This is a genomic window from Jannaschia helgolandensis (assembly GCF_900109285.1).
GTDB lineage: Bacteria > Pseudomonadota > Alphaproteobacteria > Rhodobacterales > Rhodobacteraceae > Jannaschia > Jannaschia helgolandensis.
This window is the reverse complement of record NZ_FNZQ01000001.1, coordinates 1313677-1335486: the sequence shown is the minus strand read 5'-3', so window position 1 is coordinate 1335486 and position 21810 is coordinate 1313677. Positions and strand designations below refer to the sequence as shown.

19 protein-coding genes are annotated in these 21810 nt (G+C 60.4%); 13 read left to right on the top strand and 6 right to left on the bottom strand.

The window, feature by feature from the left end:
- Positions 1-39 precede the first annotated feature (39 nt).
- Together yihA and argB are read left to right on the top strand one after the other, a co-directional pair.
- Positions 40-690 (top strand): ribosome biogenesis GTP-binding protein YihA/YsxC, encoded by a 651-nt coding sequence (yihA, locus tag BMY38_RS06560; protein WP_092760844.1) that lies wholly within the window; start codon positions 40-42, stop codon positions 688-690.
- A 4-nt stretch (positions 691-694) separates the two neighbouring features.
- Entirely contained in the window at positions 695-1573 is an 879-nt protein-coding gene (gene argB, locus BMY38_RS06555) for an acetylglutamate kinase (protein WP_092760842.1), read from the top strand.
- 33 nt (positions 1574-1606) lie between these two features.
- On the opposite strand, the gene BMY38_RS06550 is transcribed toward argB, so the two are convergent.
- The 3 genes from BMY38_RS06550 to BMY38_RS06540 form a co-directional block, all read right to left on the bottom strand.
- Complete coding sequence (locus BMY38_RS06550; RefSeq protein WP_423787122.1) at positions 1607-2878, bottom strand: DUF3422 family protein; 1272 nt, start codon at positions 2876-2878, stop codon at positions 1607-1609.
- A gap of 90 nt (positions 2879-2968) precedes the next feature.
- Positions 2969-4168: a kynureninase gene (gene kynU / locus BMY38_RS06545; protein WP_245737512.1), complete on the bottom strand. Its 1200-nt coding sequence runs from the start codon at positions 4166-4168 to the stop codon at positions 2969-2971.
- Positions 4168-4911 (bottom strand): SDR family NAD(P)-dependent oxidoreductase, encoded by a 744-nt coding sequence (locus tag BMY38_RS06540; protein ID WP_424337668.1) that lies wholly within the window; start codon positions 4909-4911, stop codon positions 4168-4170. The genes kynU and BMY38_RS06540 overlap by 1 nt, the downstream gene beginning before the upstream one ends.
- Positions 4912-5020: 109 nt before the next feature.
- Here BMY38_RS06540 and BMY38_RS06535 point away from each other — a divergent pair, with 109 nt between their 5' ends.
- The 6 genes from BMY38_RS06535 to BMY38_RS06510 all read left to right on the top strand — a co-directional run bounded on the left by BMY38_RS06535 (position 5021) and on the right by BMY38_RS06510 (position 11844).
- Complete coding sequence (locus BMY38_RS06535) at positions 5021-6595, top strand: Re/Si-specific NAD(P)(+) transhydrogenase subunit alpha (RefSeq protein WP_092760836.1); 1575 nt, start codon at positions 5021-5023, stop codon at positions 6593-6595.
- 12 nt (positions 6596-6607) lie between these two features.
- Positions 6608-8047 carry an NAD(P)(+) transhydrogenase (Re/Si-specific) subunit beta gene (locus BMY38_RS06530; RefSeq protein WP_092760834.1) on the top strand — a complete coding sequence of 480 codons (1440 nt, stop codon included), beginning with the start codon at positions 6608-6610 and terminating at the stop codon, positions 8045-8047.
- Between the two features lie 294 nt (positions 8048-8341).
- Positions 8342-9223 carry a metal ABC transporter substrate-binding protein gene (locus tag BMY38_RS06525; protein WP_092761291.1) on the top strand — a complete coding sequence of 294 codons (882 nt, stop codon included), beginning with the start codon at positions 8342-8344 and terminating at the stop codon, positions 9221-9223.
- Positions 9220-10125 (top strand): manganese/iron ABC transporter ATP-binding protein, encoded by a 906-nt coding sequence (locus tag BMY38_RS06520; RefSeq protein ID WP_092760832.1) that lies wholly within the window; start codon positions 9220-9222, stop codon positions 10123-10125. Before BMY38_RS06525 ends, BMY38_RS06520 begins: the two co-directional genes overlap by 4 nt.
- Positions 10109-10963 carry a metal ABC transporter permease gene (locus tag BMY38_RS06515; protein ID WP_092760830.1) on the top strand — a complete coding sequence of 285 codons (855 nt, stop codon included), beginning with the start codon at positions 10109-10111 and terminating at the stop codon, positions 10961-10963. Before BMY38_RS06520 ends, BMY38_RS06515 begins: the two co-directional genes overlap by 17 nt.
- Positions 10960-11844 carry a metal ABC transporter permease gene (locus tag BMY38_RS06510; RefSeq protein ID WP_092760828.1) on the top strand — a complete coding sequence of 295 codons (885 nt, stop codon included), beginning with the start codon at positions 10960-10962 and terminating at the stop codon, positions 11842-11844. The genes BMY38_RS06515 and BMY38_RS06510 overlap by 4 nt, the downstream gene beginning before the upstream one ends.
- A gap of 287 nt (positions 11845-12131) precedes the next feature.
- Here the strand turns inward: BMY38_RS06510 and hppD are convergent, their stop codons facing one another.
- The gene (hppD, locus tag BMY38_RS06505) at positions 12132-13226 is read right to left on the bottom strand and encodes a 4-hydroxyphenylpyruvate dioxygenase (RefSeq protein WP_092760826.1); all 1095 of its coding nucleotides are present in this window, start codon (positions 13224-13226) and stop codon (positions 12132-12134) included.
- A 146-nt stretch (positions 13227-13372) separates the two neighbouring features.
- Between hppD and BMY38_RS06500 the strand changes: the two genes are divergently transcribed.
- On the top strand, positions 13373-13828 hold the full coding sequence (locus BMY38_RS06500; protein ID WP_092760824.1) for an Lrp/AsnC family transcriptional regulator: 456 nt from the start codon (positions 13373-13375) through the stop codon (positions 13826-13828).
- A 48-nt stretch (positions 13829-13876) separates the two neighbouring features.
- Positions 13877-15796, top strand: a complete 1920-nt coding sequence (locus BMY38_RS06495) for a cation:proton antiporter domain-containing protein (RefSeq protein ID WP_092760822.1) — start codon at positions 13877-13879, stop codon at positions 15794-15796.
- On the opposite strand, the gene BMY38_RS06490 is transcribed toward BMY38_RS06495, so the two are convergent.
- Together BMY38_RS06490 and BMY38_RS06485 are read right to left on the bottom strand one after the other, a co-directional pair.
- Complete coding sequence (locus BMY38_RS06490) at positions 15771-16862, bottom strand: FUSC family protein (RefSeq protein ID WP_092760820.1); 1092 nt, start codon at positions 16860-16862, stop codon at positions 15771-15773. The genes BMY38_RS06495 and BMY38_RS06490 overlap by 26 nt on opposite strands.
- A 47-nt stretch (positions 16863-16909) precedes the next feature.
- The gene (locus BMY38_RS06485) at positions 16910-18337 is read right to left on the bottom strand and encodes a Glu/Leu/Phe/Val family dehydrogenase (protein WP_092760818.1); all 1428 of its coding nucleotides are present in this window, start codon (positions 18335-18337) and stop codon (positions 16910-16912) included.
- Positions 18338-18570: 233 nt separating this feature from the next.
- Here BMY38_RS06485 and BMY38_RS06480 point away from each other — a divergent pair, with 233 nt between their 5' ends.
- The 3 genes from BMY38_RS06480 to BMY38_RS06470 are packed head-to-tail and all read left to right on the top strand — an operon-like array spanning position 18571 to position 21757.
- Entirely contained in the window at positions 18571-20460 is a 1890-nt protein-coding gene (locus BMY38_RS06480) for a Tad domain-containing protein (RefSeq protein WP_092760816.1), read from the top strand.
- Entirely contained in the window at positions 20457-21080 is a 624-nt protein-coding gene (locus BMY38_RS06475) for a TadE/TadG family type IV pilus assembly protein (protein WP_092760813.1), read from the top strand. The genes BMY38_RS06480 and BMY38_RS06475 overlap by 4 nt, the downstream gene beginning before the upstream one ends.
- An 11-nt stretch (positions 21081-21091) precedes the next feature.
- On the top strand, positions 21092-21757 hold the full coding sequence (locus tag BMY38_RS06470; RefSeq protein ID WP_092760811.1) for a TadE/TadG family type IV pilus assembly protein: 666 nt from the start codon (positions 21092-21094) through the stop codon (positions 21755-21757).
- Positions 21758-21810: the final 53 nt, after the last annotated feature.

Sequence of the window (21810 nt, the reverse complement as noted above, 5' to 3'; positions counted from 1 at the left end):
CCACGTCCGCAGAATTTCCAATTCAATGGAGGCCACCGCATGAGCCTGCCCTTCCCAGTCGCCGATGCCCCGACCCCCGAAGCCGAGGAGATTGGTCGCAAGCTGTTCGCCACGGGCGGAGAGTTCCTCAAGGGCGTGGTCGCCATGTCGGGCATGCCGCCCGCAGATCGCTTGGAGGTCTGTTTCGCGGGCCGGTCGAACGTCGGAAAATCGACACTGATCAATGCGCTGACGGGCCGCAAGGCGTTGGCCCGTGCTTCCAACACGCCCGGACGGACACAGGAAATCAACTATTTCACGCTGGCCGACAGCCACTACCTTGTGGACCTACCGGGTTACGGTTTCGCCAATGCGCCCGTCGCCGTGGTCGCCAAGTGGCAGGCCTTGCTCAAGGCATATCTGGCGGGCCGACCATCGCTGCGCCGTGCCTTCGTTCTGATAGACGCGCGCCACGGCGTGAAGTCCGTGGACGAAGAGATCATGACCCTGCTCGACCGGTCCGCCGTGCCGTTCCAGACCGTGCTGACCAAGGCTGACAAGGTGAAGGACGCGGAGCGGGAGCAGGCGCTGAACCAGACCCGCGCAGCCTTGGCCAAGCATCCAGCCGCCTATCCGGAGCTGATCGTCACCAGCAGCGAAAAGGGCTGGGGCATCCCCGACCTTCGTGCCACCATCGCGACGATGGAGTGACCCAATGCAGAAACAGGATTCCATGACCGCCCGCGACAATGCCGCCATCGCCCGCACGCTTAACGAAGCATTGCCTTATCTGACGCGCTATAACGACGCGATCGTCGTCATCAAGCTGGGCGGACATGCGATGGGCAGCGATGAGGGCATGGCCAGTTTCGCCCGCGACGTCGTGCTGATGCGAACGGTCGGGATCAACCCGGTGATCGTTCACGGCGGCGGACCGATGATCAATGAACTGCTGGCCAGGCTTGGCGTCGAGTCGGAGTTCGTGCGCGGCAAGCGCGTGACCGATGCCGAAACCGTCCGTGTCGTTGAAATGGTGCTGGCCGGAGAGGTCAACAAGCGGATCGTTCAGGCCATCAACTCGGCCGGTGGGCGCGCCGTTGGCCTGTCGGGCAAGGACGCCGACATGATCGTCTGCACGCAGACGGACCCGGATTTGGGCTTTGTCGGCACCCCGTCCGAAGTGGACCCCCGTCTGTTGCACAGCCTGTTTCGCGATGAGATGATCCCTGTGATCGCCCCCATCGGCACGGGCGAGAACGACGAGACCTTCAACATCAACGGCGACACTGCCGCAGGGGCCATTGCCGGGGCATTGCGGGCCGATCGCCTGCTGTTGCTAACGGATGTGGCTGGCGTAAAGGACGGCACCGGCGAAGTCGTGACGCAATTGTCGGCCTCGCAGGTGCGCGAAATGACGGCAGACGGCACAATTGCGGGCGGCATGATCCCCAAGACCGAAACCGCGCTGGATGCGCTGGCGGCGGGTGTGCGCGCCGTCGTCATTCTGGACGGGCGGGTGCCGAACGCGGCCTTGCTGGAACTGTTCACCAGTCACGGCGCAGGTAGCCTGATCCGAATGGATCCGGCCAACTGATAGCCGACTGACACGGGTGTCTAACCCCGATAATCAGTCCTCGGCGTGGGCACGGATGCGTCGGATGACCCACCAGACCAGAAGGACGACAGGCACCACGGCCATGGCCGAGATCATTTCTTTCGTCAGACCGATGGCCGATCCGAACGGATAGGCAATATAGGTTACGAGGTTGACGGCATAGTACCCGATGGCGACGACCGACAGCCCCTCGACCGTCTTTTGCAGACGCAACTGCATCGCGGCGCGGTCATCCATCGAGCGCAGCAGTCTGCCATTCTGGGTCGCCCGCTCTACGTTCACACGGGTAGACAGCAAATCACCGGCACGGCGCGCCCGTTCGGCCAGGGCTTCCATTCGCCTTTCGACCGATTGACAGGTGCGCATCGCAGGGTCGAACCGGCGCATCATGAACTCCGCGAAGGTTTGCCGCCCTCCGGTCCGATCTTCGCGCAGGATGGCAATGCGCTGCGCGACCAGTGCCGCATAAGCCTCGCGCGCGCCGAAGCGAAAGGCCGAGAGGGCGAGCATCGTCTCAAGCTCCGACCCGATGGCCAGCAGGTCTTCCAGTGTCGCATCGGCATCGCTGTCGGTCTGACGCAGAGCCCCGACGAGTGCGGAAAGCTGCGTATCCATTTTACCCAGACGGGCGCTCAGATCATGGGCGCGTGGAAGGGCCAGCATCGACATCGTCTTGTAGGTTTCAATCTCGCAAAGCCTTTGGGCAATGCGTCCGATCCGTCGTTCACCAGTTCCCGGAGCGGTAAACAGGGCAAATCGCATATGACCGCTGGCGTCGATGCGAAAGTCGCCCGCAATCGTCGCGCATCCATCCAGCACGGTCGCGGCGGCAAGGCTTTCGGGTACGAACCATTTTGACATTTTAGCGTCCATGTCGTCGCACTCCGGCTCTACCCGGATCAGGGCGGACGTCAGACGCAGGCCCGGCGCTGCGGCCAACCAGTCAGCGGGGAAGGCCGCAAACAAATTGCCGTCAAATGGAAGCGGCGAAAGACTGTCGGAAAACAGCGTGTAGGTCACGAATTCGGTATGACTCTCCCATTTGAGGCGATAGCGGCCCATCTGGCCGAAGAAATGGGTTGCATCGGGTTTAGGATGGTCCGCGCCAAACCGGTCCAGCAACGCCAGAAGATGCGCCCTGTCCGCTGCGCGGTCACGATTGGCAGCATCGTGTTCCCGCTTGATGGCGAGGAACGCGGCTTCGGACCCGGTCGGCAGTGACGGGAACGGACGGGCATGAAGCTCGTTGGCCAAATCGTAGCGGCAGGGATAATCGCGCAACATATTAGGTATCTCCGACGTATGGCGCGATAGGTGTGCGTCAAGCGGAAGGGTGCAATCGCCACCGCGCGGTATGCAATGGCATGGCGGCTTTCAGGTCACGGCCTTACGCGCAAGAAATTGCGGCTGATCCCATTCCCGCGTGGTCAGAACCTGCGCCAGATGGGAGACTGCCGCATCCACCTCGGACTCGCCGATGAATAACGGGGTAAAACCAAAGCGCAGGATGTCGGGTGCGCGGAAGTCGCCGATGACACCGCGCGCGATCAGGGCCTGCATGACCGCATAGCCCTGATCGTGGCGGAAGCTGACTTGCGAGCCGCACGTCTGATCGGCGGGCGATGCAGGCATCAGCGAAGGACATAGTTCGGAGACACCGTCGAAAAAACGGCCAGACAATTCGAGAGAGCGCGCCCGCAAGGCAGGCATGTCGACGTCGTCCCAGATATCGAGTGCGGCGTCGAGCGCGGCGAGTTGCAGGACCGGAGGTGTGCCGACGCGCATCCGCTCGATCCCCGGACCGGGACGATAGGATGGATCGAAGGCGAAGGGCGCGGCATGTCCCAGCCACCCTGACAGCGCCGGGGCGATCCGGTCCTGCAAGTCGGGGCGGACGTGGACAAAGGCGGGCGCACCGGGGCCGGCGTTCAGATACTTATAGGTGCAGCCGATTGCGAAATCGGCATTTGCGGCCGTCACATCAACTTCGTGCGCGCCGGCGGAATGGGCCAGATCCCAGATTGCAAGTGCGCCGTGATCGTGGGCCAGTGCGGTCAGGGACGCCATGTCATGCATCCGACCGGTGCGATAATCAACCTGTGTCAACAGGGTGACGGCCACGGCGTCGTCGATCGCCGTTGCCACGTCTTCTGGCGCGACGACCCGCAACTCGTGCCCTTGCCCCAGCGTGGCGATCAATCCTTCAGCCATATAGAGATCGGTCGGAAAATTGCCGCTGTCAGACAGAATCACGCGACGGTCGGGCCGCAACTTCAAGGCGGCATCCAGCACCTGAAACACCTTGATCGACAGGGTGTCGCCCACGACGACTGACCCCTCGGGCGCGCCGATCAAGCGACCTATGCGGTCGCCCAGACGTGTGGGCCATCCCATCCAGCCTTCACCGTCCGCGCCTGTGTTCCAACCCCGGATCAGAAGCTGCCCCCACTCGTCTTCGATCGTTCGGCGCACGCGCTCCGCCGCTGCGACCGGCAGTGGACCCAGCGAATTGCCATCCAGATAGATCACCCCATCCGGTAGATGGAACCGTTTTCGCATCTCCGTCCAGTTCATCAGTATTGCCCCCCGGCGATCTGTATCGCCTGACCATTCACGCTACGTGCGCCATCGCTGCACAGCCATATCGCGGCATCGGCTACTTCATCGACTTCGATCAGGCGGCGATGGGCGTTTTGGCCGATCATCACATCGCGCGCATCCGCCTCGGACATGCCCGTCCTTGCCATGATCCGTGAGGTGTTGTCAGTTACGATCGCGGTATCCACATATCCGGGGCAGAGCGCGTTAAACGTGACGCCGCGTCCCAGATGATCCGCTGCAAGCGCCCGGATCAGTCCGATCATTCCATGTTTCGACGCGGTATAGGCCGATGCTCCTTTCAATCCCTTAAGCCCCGCGATGGATGACACGGCGATGACCCTTCCCCAGTCGTCCATGTCGGGCAGGCAGGCGCGGATCGTGTGAAACGCCCCGTCGAGGTTTGTCGCCATGATGCGCCGCCACATCTGCGCATCAGTCCTGGCCAGTGATGCACCTTCTGCGATGCCCGCGTTTGCAATACATATCTGAACAGGGCCAAACGCTTCGCGGGCAGCGTCGATGCCCTCGATGACCGAAGTTTCGTCGGTTACATCCATCGCGACTGCATTTGCGCCGGACACCGATTGCAATGCTTCCAGTCGCCGTCCGGTGACCGTGACGCGCGCGCCCGCCGACATCAGGCTTTCCGCAATGGCGCGACCGATGCCGCTGCCACCGCCTGTTACAAGTGCGTGCCGTTCGTTCAATTTCCCCAAGGTCATCATCCTTCACGCAATTAAGTGTCGCATCGGCGCATGTTGCATTGAGGCTTCCGTTGCCGACAGATAAGAGGGATTACCGCTAACTGCCCCCGGAGACTTTGCAATGAAGATCGGCGCACCGAAAGAGGTACACGAGGGCGAAGCCCGCGTCGCCATCACCCCAGAGAGCGCAGGTCATCTGCAAAAGCTCGGGCATGAAGTTTTTATCGAGGCCGGTGCCGGTACCCTCGCCGGGTTCACGGATGATGCGTATCGTGATGCAGGGGTGGAAGTCGTCAAGACAGCGCCGTCCCTGTTCAAGATGATCGACGTCGTGGCCAAGGTGCGCCCGCCGACGGAAACTGAAGCCAAGCGACTGACCAAGGGCCAGACGCTGATCTCGTTCTTCTATCCGTCGTCGAACGAGGCGCTGATGGAAACGCTGAAATCCAAGGGCGCGACTGCCATTGCGATGGACATGGTTCCCCGGATTTCCCGCGCCCAGAAGATGGATGCGCTGTCGTCGATGGCGAATATCGCCGGGTATCGCGCGGTGATCGAGGCGGGCAATAACTTCGGGCGTTTCTTCACCGGACAGGTAACGGCCGCAGGCAAGGTGCCCCCGGCCAAGGTTCTGGTGATCGGTGCGGGTGTCGCCGGTCTGGCCGCGATCGGCACGTCTACATCACTGGGCGCCATCACCTATGCCTTTGACGTGCGCCCCGAAGTGGCCGAGCAGATCGAGTCGATGGGAGCGGAATTCGTCTATCTGGAGTTCGACGACAGCGAATTGCCCGACGGCGCGGAAACGGGCGGCTATGCCCCGCCTTCCAGCCCCGAATTCCAGGCAAAGCAACTGGCCAAGTTCCGTGAGATCGCTCCGGATATCGACATCGTCATCTCGACCGCGCTGATCCCGAACCGACCCGCGCCGGTGCTGTGGACGGCCGATATGGTCAAGTCCATGAAGCCCGGATCGGTAATCGTGGATCTGGCGGCCGAACGCGGCGGTAACTGCGAACTGACCGTGCCGGACGAAAAGATCGTAACCGATAACGGCGTCACGATCATCGGCTATACCGATTTCCCCAGTCGAATGGCGGCGCAGTCGTCGACGCTTTATGGCAACAACATCCGTCATATGGTGGCCGACCTGACGCCCGAGAAGGACGGTGTCGTGGTCCACGACATGGAAGACGATGTGATCCGGGGCGCGACCGTCACGCACGAAGGGTCGATCACATGGCCGCCCCCGCCGCCCAAAATCGCGGCCATCGCAACGAAGCCGAAGCAGAAAGTCATCGTCCCGACAGCCGAGGAAAAACGCGCGACCGAAGTCGCCGCCTTTAAGGCACAGACCCGCAATCAGGTCGGGCTGCTGGTCATCGGTGCCGCGCTTCTGCTTTTCGTAGGCTTTTTCGCGCCTGCCAGTTTCATGCAGCACTTCATCGTATTCGTCCTGTCGGTTTTCGTCGGGTTTCAGGTCATCTGGAACGTATCGCACAGCCTGCACACACCACTGATGGCAGTGACGAACGCGATCTCTTCGATCATCATTCTGGGCGCCCTGGTGCAGATCGGCTCGGGCTCATGGCTGGTGATCCTTCTGGCGGCGTTGTCCGTCTTCATGGCCGGGATAAACATTTTCGGCGGCTTCCTCGTGACACGGCGCATGCTCGCCATGTTCCAGAAATCATAAGGGGGACCGGTCATGGAATTCGGATTCACCACTGCGGCCTATGTTGTCGCAGCCGTTCTCTTCATCCTGTCGCTGGGCGGATTGTCAGGTCAGGAATCGGCCAAGCGCGCCGTCTGGTACGGTATCGCGGGCATGGCTCTGGCGATTTTCGCAACCCTGATCGGCCCTGGTGCGGGCCTTTGGTTGCTGTCGCTGATCCTGATCGCACTGGGTGGCGTCATCGGTTACCAACTGGCAACCAAAGTGCAGATGACGCAGATGCCGGAACTGGTTGCGGCCATGCATTCTCTGGTCGGTCTGGCTGCCGTGTTCGTCGGCTTCATCGCGCATTTCGAAATGGCGCGCGTCGCGGGGCTCAAAGCAGAGGGCGCCGATCTGACGACACTGGGCACCTTCGCCACGCTGATCGCCAAGAAGACCACTGTCGAGCTGAATATCCTGCGGGTCGAGTTGTTCCTGGGCGTCTTCATCGGAGCCGTGACATTCACCGGTTCGGTCATCGCCTATGGCAAGCTTGCGGGAAAGGTCGACTCGGCTGCTAAAAAGCTACCGGGCGGTCATCTGTTGAATGCGGCGGCGGCGGGTATCTCTCTGCTGGCGCTGATCTGGTACTTCAACACTGGCGGGTTCTTTCCACTGTTCATCATGACGCTGGCCGCGCTTTTCATCGGGTATCACCTGATCACGGGCATCGGCGGCGCAGACATGCCCGTCGTCGTCTCGATGCTCAACAGTTACTCGGGCTGGGCAGCGGCGGCGATCGGTTTCAGCCTTGGCAATGACCTGCTGATCGTGGTCGGCGCGTTGGTCGGATCGTCGGGCGCAATCCTGTCGTATATCATGTGCAAGGCGATGAATCGCAGCTTCGTGTCGGTTATTCTGGGCGGCTTCGGTGGCCCGGCGGGCGAGCAGATGGCGGTCGAGGGCGAACAGGTCGCCATTGATGCCGACGGCGTAGCGAATGCGCTCAACGAGGCGGACAGTGTCGTCATCGTGCCGGGCTATGGCATGGCGGTCGCGCAGGCACAGCAGAATGTGGCCGAACTGACCCGCAAGTTGCGTGCCAAGGGCAAGAACGTCCGCTTCGCCATTCACCCCGTCGCGGGCCGTTTGCCCGGCCACATGAACGTGCTGCTGGCCGAGGCGAAGGTGCCCTATGACATCGTGCTGGAAATGGACGAGATCAACGACGACCTGCCCGACACCGATGTCGTCATCGTCATTGGGTCAAACGACATCGTGAATCCCGCCGCGCAGGACGACCCCAACAGCCCCATCGCCGGGATGCCGGTGCTGGAGGTCTGGAAGGCAAAGCAGGTGTTCGTGTCCAAGCGCGGTCAAGGCACCGGATATTCCGGCATCGAGAACCCGCTGTTCTACAAAGAGAATACGCGCATGTTCTACGGCGATGCGAAGGCTTCGCTGGACCTGTTGTTGCCGAAGATCGACTGATTCATGAAATGCCTTGAGCTTGCGCAAGATGGTTACTCCAAATTCCGCACTGCCGCCTTCCTCTTTATGAAAGAAAATATAGACCGCACAGTTAAGCCGCATCGAAACAGATAGTTTGGCCATATATTCCGAACACCTTGGCAAGGCAGGTCATACAGTCAGCGGATACAAAGCTCCGGCATTTGATAGACCATCGAAAAGAACAGTGAATTGCATGGGCTGCCTTTCGGGGCGGCCCTTGACATTCCGAGCGTAAGAGCCACTTTTGCGAATAGTTCTCAATCTCAGGTGTTCATGTTTCGCATCGTCCTCGCCATCCTTCTCCTCGCCACACCCGCCACGGCGCAGGAGGGCAGATTGAAGGTCGTGACTACCTTCACCGTCATTGCCGATATGGCCCGCAATGTCGCAGGCGATGCCGCCGATGTCGTGTCGGTCACCAAACCGGGGGCGGAAATCCACGGCTATTCCCCCACACCGCGAGACCTGGTGCGTGCGTCAGATGCGGATCTGCTGCTGTGGAACGGCCTGAATCTGGAGCTATGGTACGAGCAATTCCTGTCTAATCTGGGCGATATCCCATCCGTCACCGTCAGCGATGGGATCGAACCGATTTCCATCACCGAAGGCGGCTATGAAGGGCTGGCAAACCCCCACGCCTGGATAGGCCCGGATGCCGCACTGATCTATGTCGACAATATCCGCGATGCGTTGTCGGAAGCCGACCCTGCGAATGCGTCGACGTACGTTGCCAACGCCGATGCCTACAAGACGCAAATCACTGCCACCCTCGCCCCGGCGCGCGAACGTCTGGCGACCATCCCCGAAGATGGCCGCTGGCTGGTCACCTGCGAAGGGGCCTTCAGCTATCTGGCACGCGATTTCGGGTTGAAGGAATTGTATCTGTGGCCCATCAACGCCGATGCCGTTGGCACCCCGCAGCAGGTGCGCAAGGTAATCGACGGGGTGCGCGACCATAACATTCCCGTCGTGTTCTGCGAAAGCACCGTCAATACGGACCCCGCCAGACAGGTCGCCCGCGAAACCGGCGCGGCCTACGGAGGCGAGTTGTATGTCGACAGTCTGTCGGAAGCCGACGGGCCGGTCCCGACATATCTGGATCTGCTGCGGGTAACGTCGGAAACGGTGGCCGACGGCCTTTTGGCAAACCGATGATAAACAGTGTGGCAGATGGCGGCGGCATCGACGCGACCGGTGTAACCGTGACCTATCGTAACGGTCTCACGGCGCTGCGCGACGCGACCTTTCACATTCCCAAGGGCAGCGTGACCGCGCTGGTCGGGGTGAACGGGGCGGGCAAATCCACGCTGTTCAAGGCCATAATGGGCTTTGTGCCTGCGTCCCAGGGTGAAATCAGACTGTTGGGGCGAACCGTACGCGAGGCCCTGAAATCCAATATCGTCGCCTATGTCCCGCAGGCGGAGGAGGTCGACTGGGCCTTCCCCGTACTGGTCGAAGACGTCGTGATGATGGGTCGTTACGGCCACATGGGGTTCCTGCGCCGCGCCCGTCCGGCGGATCATGCCGCCGTCGATCAGGCACTGGCCCGCGTCGGCATGTCCGATTATCGGCAGCGTCAGATCGGTGAGCTTTCAGGAGGTCAGCGCAAGCGCGTCTTTCTGGCTCGCGCCCTGGCGCAGGACGGTCAGGTCATCCTGCTGGACGAGCCATTTACCGGCGTCGACGTCAAGACCGAGGAGCAGATTGTCGCCCTGCTGCGCGAAATGCGCGAGGAAGGCCGGGTGATGCTGGTGTCGACGCACAACCTCGGGTCCGTGCCGGAATTCTGCGATCGTGTCGTCCTCGTTAAAGGGACCGTCACCGCCTACGGCAAGACCGACGAAGTCTACACCCGCGATAATCTGGAGGCTGCCTTCGGAGGTGTCCTGCGGCATTTCACGCTGGGCGGGACCGAGTTGCACCACGACGACGACGATACCCGCGAAGTGCGTATCATCACTGACGATGAACGACCGTTTGTGATGTATGGCGAGAAGCGGAAGAAATCGATTGCGCGCGCGACGGTCAAGGCCGACACAGATGACGGCAATGCTTGAGCCCTTCGCCTATTCCTACATGATCAACGCGATGTGGGTCAGCGCGCTGGTCGGCGGCGTATGTGCCTTCTTGTCGTGTTACCTGATGCTCAAGGGCTGGTCGCTGATCGGGGATGCCCTGTCCCATTCGGTCGTGCCCGGAGTGGCGGGTGCCTATATGCTGGGCCTGCCTTTCGCCTTCGGCGCATTCCTGTCGGGCGGATTGGCGGCGGCGGCGATGCTTTTTCTGACCGATCGGTCAGGGCTGAAAGCCGATGTCATCATCGGCATCATCTTCACATCGTTCTTCGGGCTGGGCCTGTTCATGGTGTCGGTGAATCCGATATCTGTGTCGGTTCAGACCATCACGATGGGCAATATCCTGGCCATCACGCCCGAGGATACGCTGCAGCTTGTCATCATCGGAACAGTGTCGGCGGTGGTACTGGCGCTGAAGTGGAAAGACCTGCTGGTCACCTTCTTCGACGAAAGCCACGCCCGATCCATTGGATTGCGGCCCGAGTTGCTGAAAGTCCTGTTTTTCACCCTGCTGTCCGCTTCCGTCGTCGCCGCAATGCAAACGGTCGGCGCGTTTCTGGTGATCGCCCTGGTGGTGACCCCCGGCGCGACCGCCTATCTGCTGGCCGACCGGTTTCCACATCTGCTGGCTTGGTCGATCAGCATCGGGGCCGGCACATCGTTCGTTGGCGCTTACCTTAGCTTCTTTCTTGATGGGGCGACCGGCGGCATCATCGTGACGCTGCAAACTCTGATCTTCGGAATCGCCTTTGTTTTCGCACCCGTGCACGGCGTTCTGGCGACCCGTCGCAAGGCACGGAAAGCCCGGAAGGTAGCATGATCGAAACACTGCTCCTGCCATTTCAGTTTCCGTTCATGCAGAATGGCTTTCTGATTTCGCTGATCGTCTCGCCAGCGGCTGCGCTTCTGTCGTGTTTCCTCGTCCTCAAGGGTTGGGCGTTGATGGGCGATGCCGTCAGCCATGCAATCCTGCCCGGCGTCGTGTTGGCATATCTGCTGGGCATTCCGTTGATCGTTGGGGCATTTACCGCTGGCATGGGATGTTCGCTGCTGACCGGGTATCTGGCCGAAAATTCGCGCGTCAAACGCGACACCGTCATGGGTGTGGTATTTTCCGGCATGTTCGCAGTCGGATTGATCCTGTTCGTTGCATTTCCTTCGGATGCCCATCTGGATCAGATCCTGTTCGGGAATATGCTGGGCGTCGGCCCTGCGGACCTGTGGACCGGGCTGGCCATCTCGGGGCCGGTGGTCGCAGTCCTGAGCCTGAAATGGCGGGACTTTCTGCTGCATGCCTTCGATCCTGCGCAGGCACAGGCGGCGGGACTGAATACGCGGTTGCTGCATTATGGCCTGCTGACGATCCTGTCATTAGTGGTCGTGGCAGTGCTTGCCTCCGTCGGCCTGATTTTGGCTGTCGCTCTGCTTGTGACGCCGGGGGCCATAGCGTTTCTGGTCACACGAAGTTTCGGACGTATGCTGGTCGTTTCTGTCGTCGTCTGCGCCGGTTCGATGCTGACGGGCATATATGCGAGTTTCTGGCTGGACAGTGCACCGGCGCCAACCATCGTGCTGGTTTTGACGGGCTTGTTTTTGGCTGCCTTCACGGCTCGCCGTATTCAGGTCGCACGACAATCGCGTGCCGACCGTGAAAAATACGAACGCCCCAGTCCTAATGAAAGAACCGGGGCGCCGCTCTGACGATCGCCTCCCGCACCGCACAACCACCGGAAGACGACCGGAGCCCATAAAGGGGAGATATGCCAACGGTTGTGGCGTAGACATTTTGTGCGGTTCGATAAATCAACGGCAGCCGCGGCGTATAGTTCCGCCCAATCGCTCGTGTTACAGAAACATGTCGCCAGGTTCCGGCGGAACCTGCACGGTATCTGATTTCGCGACCTTGGACGCCCCTTTGTCGCTGCGTCCCACGCCGATACAGATGTCATCTTCCACAAACGCGCGCACGAAATGCCCCTATTGTAAGGTCAGTCCACCGCCAGGACACCCCTCGCAATCTGATCAGCCTCGATGCTCTCGAACAGGGCCTTGAAGTTGCCTTCACCAAAGCCGTCATCTCCCTTGCGCTGGATGAACTCGAAAAAGATCGGCCCGATGCAGGTCTTTGAGAAAATCTGCAGCAGAATCCGGGTCTCGCCCCCACCGACGACGCCTTCACCGTCGATCAGAATACCGTGCTTCTCCATCCGGTCCAGCGGCTCCGTGTGGTCGGTCACCCGTTCCCGGCTCATATCGTAATAAGATTGCGGCGGCTTCGGCATGAAGGTGACACCATTGTCGGCAATGCGGTCGACGGCCGAATAGATGTCCCTGGCCCCTACCGCGATGTGCTGAATGCCTTCGCCGTTGTAACGCTTGAGATATTCGACGATCTGCCCGGTCTCGCCGCGGTCTTCGTTGATCGGGATGCGGATACGACCACAGGGTGACGTCAGTGCCCGGCTAAGCAGGCCGGAGTGTTTACCCTGAATGTCGAAAAAGCGGATTTCGCGGAAATTGAACAGATCGCCGTAGAAGCGGAACCACTTGTCCATGTTCCCCTTGTGGACGTTATGGGTCAGGTGATCGAGGTAGTGGAAGCCCACGCCCTCCGGGTGCGCCTTGCCGACCCAATCGAACTCGGCATTGAAGGGCGAGGCGTCACGGTACTGATCTATGAAATAGATCAGGCTGCCGCCGATCCCGATGATTGCGGGCACATCCATCAACTTTCCCGGACCGTCGAACGGTATGGCACCCCGGCCCACGGCATGATCGAAGGCATGCCGGGCATCTGCGACGCGCCAACCCATCGCCGGGGCGCAAGGCCCATGTTCGTCGACGAAGCGCATTGCGTGGCTGCCGGGCTGGGCGTCGATCAGATAGGTAATATCGCCTTGCTGCCAGATCTCGACGGCGTCGGTCTTGTGCGTTGCGACATGAGAATAGCCCTGCCGGGTGAAAACGTCGCGCAGCATCTGTGGATCTTCATGCGCGAAAGCGACAAAGGCGAAACCGTCGGTTCCGGCCGGATTATCGGCACTGATTTCGGCATAGGGGGCGTGATGCGGGAACGGACCCATAAGTGATCTCCTTCGAATTTGCCTGTACGATACTGGCTCGGCTCTGATCCTTGTGCGCATTATCAGGGCTATCATTGCAGTTGCGCGCATTCTTCGCGCATCTTAACTTTTGGGGACGCGATAAACGCGCACCCTTGAGGCTAGCCGTGCTTGATGAAACCGACCGCCATCTTCTTCGTCTTGTTCAGCGCGATGCAACACTTACGGCAGACGCGCTTGGTCGCGCCCTGAACCTGTCGCCCAGTCAGGCGGGACGGCGGCGCGCCCGACTGGAAACGGACGGTCTGATCCGGGCCACGGTCGCCCGGCTCGACCCATTCAAACTGGATCTGAATGTGCAGGCCTTCGTTCAGGTCCAGATGGCGAGCCACGCCCCGGACCGCGCCCGTGCGTTTCTGCGTTTGCTGGAGACAGAACCGCGCGTCGTGTCGGTCTGGACGATGACGGGCGAGGCGGATTATCTGCTGCGCGTCTGGTGCCACGACCTGACGGCGCTGAACGATCTCATCCACTGTGTCCTGCTGCCGCATGATGCCGTGGCCCGCGTTCAAAGCCAGATCGTCATGGACCAACCCAAGCGGGATGGCCCCCTGCCCGTCTGACGCCAACACTGCGTTGCCCGACAGGGCAGTGTGGCCTAGACCCGTGACATGGAATCCTTTCTCTTTCAGGCGGCGATATATCTGGGTGCGGCAACGCTCTGCGTGCCGCTTGCCGTACGATTCGGGCTGGGCTCCGTTCTTGGCTATCTGGTCGCAGGCATCCTGATCGGCCCGGTCACCGGCCTCGTCGGGTCCGAGACCGTGACATTGCAGCATTTCGCGGAATTCGGCGTCGTCATGATGCTTTTCGTAATCGGGCTGGAACTTGAGCCCCGCGCCCTCTGGGAGATGCGGGTCCGATTGCTCGGGCTGGGTCTGGGTCAGGTCTTGCTGACGACCGGCCTCGTGACGGTGACAGCGGCATGGTTCGGCCTGCAGCTTCCCGTCGCAATCGCGATCGGCATGGTGTTTGCACTGTCGTCCACGGCAATCGTCATGCAGACGCTCGATGAAAAGGCCCTGACCTCAACCCGAGGCGGACGCTCGACCTTTTCCGTCCTGTTGACGCAAGACATCGTTGTCATCCCGATGTTGGCCATCATGCCCCTGTTGGCGATCGATTATGGATCGGCGGCCACAGGCAAAGCGGAAACTGAAGGTGAGCCGGCGGCGGTTGGTGACGGCGAAAGTGCCACGATGGTCGCCGATGTCACATCCTGGGTCGACGCCCTGCCCGGTTGGGGGGTCGGCCTGCTGACGATAGGCGCGGTCGCGGTCATTATTCTGGGCGGCACATTCCTGACGCGGCCGGTTTTCAACTTCGCCGGTCGCGCGCGCCTGCGCGAAATGCACACCGTAGTGACGCTTCTGTTCGTGATCGGTGTCGCAGTCATGATGTCGCTGATCGGGCTTTCTCCCGCGCTCGGTACATTTCTCGCTGGTGTTGTGCTGGCCAATTCCGAATTTCGCCACGAGCTGGAGGCGGATATCGAGCCGTTCAAAGGGCTTCTGCTTGGATTGTTCTTTATAACCGTAGGGGCAGGCATCAGCTTTGAAACCTTCGCTTCGGCCCCTCTGATCGTCCTGGGGATCGTTCTGGGCGTAATGTTGGTCAAAGGCGCGATCCTGTATGTTCTGGCTCTCGTTTTCCGCGTGAAGGGGCGAGACCGCATCCTCTTTACACTCAGCCTTGCGCAGGCGGGGGAATTCGGGTTCGTTCTGGTGTCGGTCGGGGTCCAGGATGGCGTCTTCACGGACAGAGTGTCATCCATCCTGCTGCTGGCAGTAGCCCTGTCGATGCTGCTGACTCCGTTTCTGTTCATCGTCTATGAAAAACTTGCCGCACGACAACCCGCAGGCGAGGACGTTCCTGACGATAAAATCGACGAACGGGCCGAAGTTATCATCGCCGGAGTCGGGCGGTTCGGTCAGGTCGTTCATCGCATGCTTCAGGGCGCGGGGCTCCGCACGGTGGTTCTGGACCGGGATATCGAAACGATCCAGTTGCTTCGCCAGTTCGGAATCAAGACTTATATGGGCGACCCGACCAGACCCGAATTGCTGGAAGCTGCTGGACTGAAAACCGCGAAGATTCTGGTTGTAGCAGTCGACAGCCGGGCAGACGCGGTCAAGCTGGTCAAACTGGCGAAAAAGGCTAACCCCGAAATACATATCGTCGCACGCGCGTATGACAGGGTGCATGTCTACGAGTTGTATCGGGCTGGTGCCGATCAGATCGTTCGCGAGATGTTCGACAGCTCCCTGCGGGTCGGGCGATATGTTCTCGAACAGATGGGCTGGTCGGAAACCGAGGCCCATGAAGCGCGCGAAACTTTTTTCCGTCATGACCGAGAGGCGATGCTGAACCTTGCAAAGGTCTGGAAACCAGGTGTGTCGATCAAGGATAACCCCGAGTATACCGAACAGGCCCGCGCCTATAACAAGGATCTGGAAAGCGCCCTGTTGACTCGTTTCGGCGAAGACCCGGCTACAGCCGATGCTCTTACAGGGAACGGCGACGCAACCTGACCCTTTCGGCCCAGGTCGGCGTTTGATGAGTTGGATCGGGTTGTGAATCGGCCACCCCCCGCATCTGATCAAGTAGCGTTCCGAACGCGAACGCAATGACTTCAGCCTGATCGCCACCCCTCGCGTCCGTCATGGTGGCGTCCCGGCACGTTGTTACGACACGGTCGATGGCTTTTGACAGGTTGCTGATCTGGTCATGTATCAATTCGCCGTCGGCCAAGGCATCCAGAACGTCTCCGCCGAGTTTCGAAATAGGAGCGAGCGGTTCCTCTAAAGGCGTTTGCCTCAGGTCCTCCGTACGCTGCATGATCGAATTGAGCAGCCAGATCGCATCGGACGCCGCATCAGCAGCCTGCAGGCGTTGCGTCATGGTACCGTGATCAGCCATCTTGGCGGCCTCGTTTACTTCGCGGGCGGAGCGCAGACTGTCGCGGGCGGCTTGGTGCCCCTTGATGTCTGTATCCGGTTTCTCCTGCGGGGCCTTTTCCGAAACGTTGCGCATGGCGTCTGCCATATGGCGCAGGGCCGCCGACAGATGACGTTCGAACCGGGCGGTTGCGGTATCCGGCCAGATCGTCGCCGACACGATCAGACCTGTAGCCACGCCCAGCGCGATAGCAACAAGGCGCGTGATGGACGCCGTGGTCAGGTCTTCTGTATCGGCGATAGACAGGGCGACCGCGGCGACGACTCCATATGACCACTCCGGTTTGAGCTGGGCAAAGGCGTTTATGATCAGCATCGTGAAAAGAAGCGCGAATGCCGTGCCGAAGCCCGTGGGCAAGACGATCAGGCTGACCAATCCGATCAGCGACCCGATGACCGATGCCGCGATCCGCGTGCGTGCGGCATCTATCGTACCCCCGACACTGGGTTGCAGGATCAGAACGGCCGAAAGTATTGCCACAAAGGCCTCGTCCGAACCGATTGCCCGGATAACGATATAAGAAACCATGGCGGCAATCGCGCTCTGGATTGACAGGCGGGCCGCATCGCGAAGCGTTGCATTATCGTAGTCCAGCCCCATTCGGGACAGAAATCGGGACACTATACGAAAAATCTGCATGGTCCTGAACGCGCGTCCTTCGCCGGGGTTCCGGACGCGCGCTCAGATCAGAGGCCCTTGGCCTGATAGCTTGCCGCAATCCGGCCGATCGAGACGATAAAGCCCGCTGTCCGGAGGTCGGGAACCGCATCGCGGGAATGCCAGACTTCGCGCATCGCGCCGTAGGCCGCGCGCATCGTATCGTCGAGACCGGATCGAACGAGTTCCAGTTCACCCGCGCCCCGCAGGTAGTTCTTCTTGAAGTCGTCCGAGAGCGTCCAGGCCACCTCCTTGTTTTTCGACAGCCGCTCCAGCTCATTCACCAGCACATGATGTCGGGCTTCCTCCGCGCGGCGCTGCATTCGACCGAAGCGGATATGGCTCAGGTTCTTGACCCACTCGAAATAGCTGACCGTGACACCGCCAGCATTGGCGTAAAGATCGGGGATGATGACGCAGCCGCGTTTCTGCAATATGTCGTTCGCCCCGGCTGTGACCGGACCGTTCGCCGCCTCGATGATCAGCGGCGCCTTGATGCGGTCGGCGTTCCCTTCGTCGATCACTCCTTCCAGCGCCGCCGGGATCAGGATGTCGCAGTCGATTTCCAGCAACTTGGCACCATCGGGCTCATATGTAGCGCCGGGGAAGCCTTTCACGCCGCCGTTTTCACGAATGTGCAGATGCACCATGTCGACATCGAGGCCGGCTTCATCATGAATCGCGCCGTCGCGCTCGATGATGGCGATGATCTTGGCCCCATCCTCCCGCGACAGGAAGCTGGCGGCATGGAAGCCCACGTTGCCCAGACCCTGAACCACGACTCGCTTGCCGTCGAGCGTGCCGGTCAGGCCCGCGATCTTCATGTCATCGGGGTGACGGAAAAATTCCCGCAGCGCATATTGCACACCCCGGCCCGTCGCTTCGGTCCGACCGGCGATGCCGCCCGCATTCAGCGGTTTGCCGGTAACGCAGGCATTTCCGTTGATGTCCGTGGTCTTCATGCGTTTGTACTGATCGGCGATCCAGGCCATCTCGCGCTCGCCGGTTCCCATGTCGGGGGCGGGGACGTTCTGACTGGGGTTGATGAGGTCGCGCTTGATCAGCTCATAGGCGAACCGTCGGGTGATCTGCTCCAGCTCATGCGGTTCCCATTGGGTCGGGTCGATGCACAACCCCCCTTTGGACCCGCCGAATGGCGTTTCGACCAGCGCGCACTTGTAGGTCATCAGCGCGGCAAGGGCCTCGACCTCATCCTGGTGGACGGCCAGCGAATAGCGGATGCCGCCCTTCACGGGTTCCATATGTTCGGAGTGGACGGAGCGATATCCGGTAAAGGTGTGGATCGCGCCCCGCAGGCGCACCCCAAAGCGAACGGTATAGGTCGCGTTGCAGACCCTGATCTTCTCGACCAGCCCGGGACCAAGGTCCATCATACCGACAGCCCGGTCGTACATCGCGTTAACAGAGGCGCTGAAGCCCCCTTGTTGGGTAACCATTGTGTCGTATCCTCCGAAGCTGCGGTGCGTGTGCGCAAAGTTCCATGACCCACGATAGAGGCTGGATCGGGAAACGACACCTCCATTAGGGCAAGATCATATAAATCCTATGAACAATGCCTTGCTTTTTCCTCATTCACGCCCGGCAGACACCCTGATCGGGGTCAATAAAAAGCGGCGCGACTCAGTTTTGTCGCATCTCGTTAACCTTATTAATTTGAGTGGTATCTGCCGTGATCCGCGATTATGAAAACCCGCCCCGACCAGCCGCTGCCAAGGCTGCCCTCGCCTTCGGACAGCGCGAGGACGGCAGTTTGACGATCTTCGGATTGATGGTTTTCATGTTGATGATGGTCGGCGGCGGGATCGCCCTCGACATCATGCGCTCGGAGTTGAAACGGACCGAGCTGCAATATGCGGTCGACCGCGCAGCGCTCGCCTCGGCTGGCCTTGACCAGAACCGTGATGCGGAAGCCATCGTGAAAGACTACATCCGGGCGGCAGGCATTGACGAAGAAAGCGTCGAGGTGACGTCCACAGTCCAATCCGATGCCCGCACGGTGGAGGTCACCGGCTCGGCGGACGTGAATAGCCTCTTCATGGACCTTCTGGGCGTGGAAACCCTTCGTCAGCCGGTGCGATCGGTTGCCCTCGAGCGGCGGACCGAACTGGAACTGTCACTGGTCGTGGATATCTCCGGTTCGATGGGGGGCGCCAAGATCGAAACCCTGCGCACTGCCGCGTCGGACTTCGTGGCCGAACTTCTGCGCGGTCGCACCGATCTGACGTCAATTTCCCTCGTGCCCTACAATGACCGGGTGAATGCCGGGTCGCTGGTCGGTGGTGTCTTCGACCTGACCGAAGAGCATCCGTTCTCGAACTGCGTCGTTTTTTCGGATGCGGAATATCGTCGCCTGGATCAGCCCAATGGCTTTCCGTTGCAGCGGATGGGCCATTTCGACTTCCGGACGAGCTACCGCTCGGGGAACTCGCCCGGTCTGGTCGAAAACCCGAACTGCCGCACGGATGAATATGGTGCGATCCTGCCTTGGTCCAACAACGTGACCGAGCTTCAGAACCGTATTTCGGCCCTGCAAGCCGGCAGCTGGACCGCAATGGATCTGGGTGTGAAATGGGGCAGCCTGCTTCTCGACCCTTCGTCGCGCGATGAACTTGCTACCCTGAGCATTGACCCGGACGTCTCCGACGCAGAGCGGGTGAACGCCAACTTCGTCGGACGTCCGGTCGACTATAATACCGATGGCACGCATAAGGTGCTGGTGGTGATGACCGATGGCGTCAACACTCAGCAGTGGGATCTGAAACCCTCCCGCAAAACCGGCGCTTCGGGCATCTATGTCTATCGCGAGCCGCTGTCCGTTGTCTGCGAGAATTACCGTGCCAATGCGACGGTCTACAGTAACGGCAGCCGATCCGACGGCATCTGGCCCGAGGATGTGGCCCTGTGCGAAGGCTGGGTCGATGCCGGTCGCCCCGACCCGGCGGACAACACTCCATTCAATCTCAGCGTGCTGGGTCAGACAATCAGCCTGAACCTGTTCGGTTTGAACGGCAGCGGCTGCGGCACGGTCGGAGATCTGAACGAAGCCCTTTGCCAAGCCTATTACGATGACGATCAGGACAACACCTACGCCGTGCGCTTCTCGGTCTACGACCCCGCGGAAAACGAATACTGGATCGACCATCAGAACCGCTACAGAACATCGGTTTATGGTGGCACCGCCGCGCGGCGTCTGGACTGGGCCGAAGTCTTCGGATCGCTGACCATGAGCTATATTGCAAACGACATCATGAGCGGCATGACCTTCAACACCCGCGTCGATTACTTCTATTCATGGGAAACGACCCATGGGCAGAGAGAGGCCGACACCAACCTGTCGAATATCTGCAAGCAGATCAGGGATCAGGGTGTGGTCATCTATACCATCGCCTTCCAGGCGCCCTCCGACGGCAAGGCCGCGATGCGCGATTGCGCCGGCGACGGTGACGTCTCGATGGGCGATAACTTCCGGGCCCGCTATTTCGAGGTCGAGAACCTCGATATCGAATCCGCCTTCGATGACGTGCTGGCCTCTGTCTCGCGCCTGCGGTTGGATCAATGACACGGCGCGCCCTCCCCCTTGTCGGGCAATTGGCCCGCGCCTGGGGTACCCTGTCCCGTGCAGTCGTCGGACGCTTCGACAATGCGGCCTGCCCCGGCCAATGCGATGCGGAACGGGGTGCCGCCTCGGTCGAATTCGTCCTTCTTCTGCCCGCATTCCTGATGGTCTTCATCTCATCCTTCGAGGCGTCGATCATGCTGACACGTCAGGTCATGCTGGAGCGCGCGGTGGATATCGTCGTGCGCGACATCCGACTGGACACCGGCAGTACGGTCACCCAGGGACAGGTTCGCGCCAAAGTCTGCAACCGGGCGAAAATTCTGCCCGACTGCAGCGAGAACCTGGTGATCGAAATGACCGAAATCGACCAGATTACCTATTCGACGCCCGATACAGATGCTCCTTGCGTGAACCAACTGACTTCGATCGTGCCGCCGTCGCGCTTTGCCGCCAACCGGACCGGTCGGATGATCCTGCTGCGGGCCTGTTATTCTGTGCTTCCGACATTGCCGCTTTCTGTGATGGCAGGGAACCGCACCTTGGGATCGCATCTGGTGAATGACGAAGACGGATCGTTCCGCATGGTGACGTCGAACGCTTTTGTCGTCGAATCGAATTGAGGATGACGCAGATGAAGACCATTCTTTCGCGCCTCCGGACCGCCACGCGCCACTTTGCATTCGAAGACCGCGCCTCGCTTTCGATCGAAGCCGCGATCATCCTTCCGGTCATCGCCGCACTCTATGTTGCCGGCTACCAGTATTTCGACGGTTACCGCCGTGAATCGCAGATGTTCAAGGCCAGCTATGCTGTTGCGGATATGCTGTCGCGTCGGCTTAGCCTGCTGAGCCCGCAGGATCTGGATGGTCTGGAAAGCGTCTACGAAACGCTGACCTTCTCGGAAGATGCCAGCTATATGCGCTTCACGGAGGTGCGGCGCACCGACGATGGGCTGGAAGTCGTCTGGTCCTATGCGACCGATGGGCAGCCCGCCTTGACGACAACCCGCCTGCAAAGCTTCCTCGACAAGATTCCGCGCCTCGACAAGAACGAGCGCCTCACTCTCGTCGAAGCCTATACTTATGATTCTCCGTTCTTTTCCGTCGGTCTAGAAGATCGGATCATCCCGAACTTCGTACCAATCAGCCAGAGGTACTCGGCCCGTCTGGCCTTTGCGCCCGGCGAGAACCAGGAAGGCAACACCAGCGTCAACAACAACAACCTCGACTGCGGCACGGAAGTAGTGCTGATCGACGGTGTCCCGCTCATCGGTCTTGGAAACTGTACCGCAGGCTGAGGTCTGCGCCACGCGTGCAGTGTCTCGAATGGCGAAACGCCGCCATCCATTCG

Excerpts from the sequence above, each read along its gene's own strand:
- yihA (WP_092760844.1), top strand. The coding sequence starts at position 40 with ATGAGCCTGCCCTTCCCAGTCGCCGATGCCCCGACCCCCGAAGCCGAG.
- argB (WP_092760842.1), top strand. The coding sequence starts at position 695 with ATGCAGAAACAGGATTCCATGACCGCCCGCGACAATGCCGCCATCGCC.
- BMY38_RS06550 (WP_423787122.1), bottom strand. The coding sequence starts at position 2,878 with ATGTTGCGCGATTATCCCTGCCGCTACGATTTGGCCAACGAGCTTCAT.
- kynU (WP_245737512.1), bottom strand. The coding sequence starts at position 4,168 with ATGAACTGGACGGAGATGCGAAAACGGTTCCATCTACCGGATGGGGTG.
- BMY38_RS06535 (WP_092760836.1), top strand. The coding sequence starts at position 5,021 with ATGAAGATCGGCGCACCGAAAGAGGTACACGAGGGCGAAGCCCGCGTC.
- BMY38_RS06530 (WP_092760834.1), top strand. The coding sequence starts at position 6,608 with ATGGAATTCGGATTCACCACTGCGGCCTATGTTGTCGCAGCCGTTCTC.
- BMY38_RS06525 (WP_092761291.1), top strand. The coding sequence starts at position 8,342 with ATGTTTCGCATCGTCCTCGCCATCCTTCTCCTCGCCACACCCGCCACG.
- BMY38_RS06520 (WP_092760832.1), top strand. The coding sequence starts at position 9,220 with ATGATAAACAGTGTGGCAGATGGCGGCGGCATCGACGCGACCGGTGTA.
- BMY38_RS06515 (WP_092760830.1), top strand. The coding sequence starts at position 10,109 with ATGACGGCAATGCTTGAGCCCTTCGCCTATTCCTACATGATCAACGCG.
- BMY38_RS06510 (WP_092760828.1), top strand. The coding sequence starts at position 10,960 with ATGATCGAAACACTGCTCCTGCCATTTCAGTTTCCGTTCATGCAGAAT.
- hppD (WP_092760826.1), bottom strand. The coding sequence starts at position 13,226 with ATGGGTCCGTTCCCGCATCACGCCCCCTATGCCGAAATCAGTGCCGAT.
- BMY38_RS06495 (WP_092760822.1), top strand. The coding sequence starts at position 13,877 with ATGGAATCCTTTCTCTTTCAGGCGGCGATATATCTGGGTGCGGCAACG.
- BMY38_RS06490 (WP_092760820.1), bottom strand. The coding sequence starts at position 16,862 with ATGCAGATTTTTCGTATAGTGTCCCGATTTCTGTCCCGAATGGGGCTG.
- BMY38_RS06485 (WP_092760818.1), bottom strand. The coding sequence starts at position 18,337 with ATGGTTACCCAACAAGGGGGCTTCAGCGCCTCTGTTAACGCGATGTAC.
- BMY38_RS06475 (WP_092760813.1), top strand. The coding sequence starts at position 20,457 with ATGACACGGCGCGCCCTCCCCCTTGTCGGGCAATTGGCCCGCGCCTGG.
- BMY38_RS06470 (WP_092760811.1), top strand. The coding sequence starts at position 21,092 with ATGAAGACCATTCTTTCGCGCCTCCGGACCGCCACGCGCCACTTTGCA.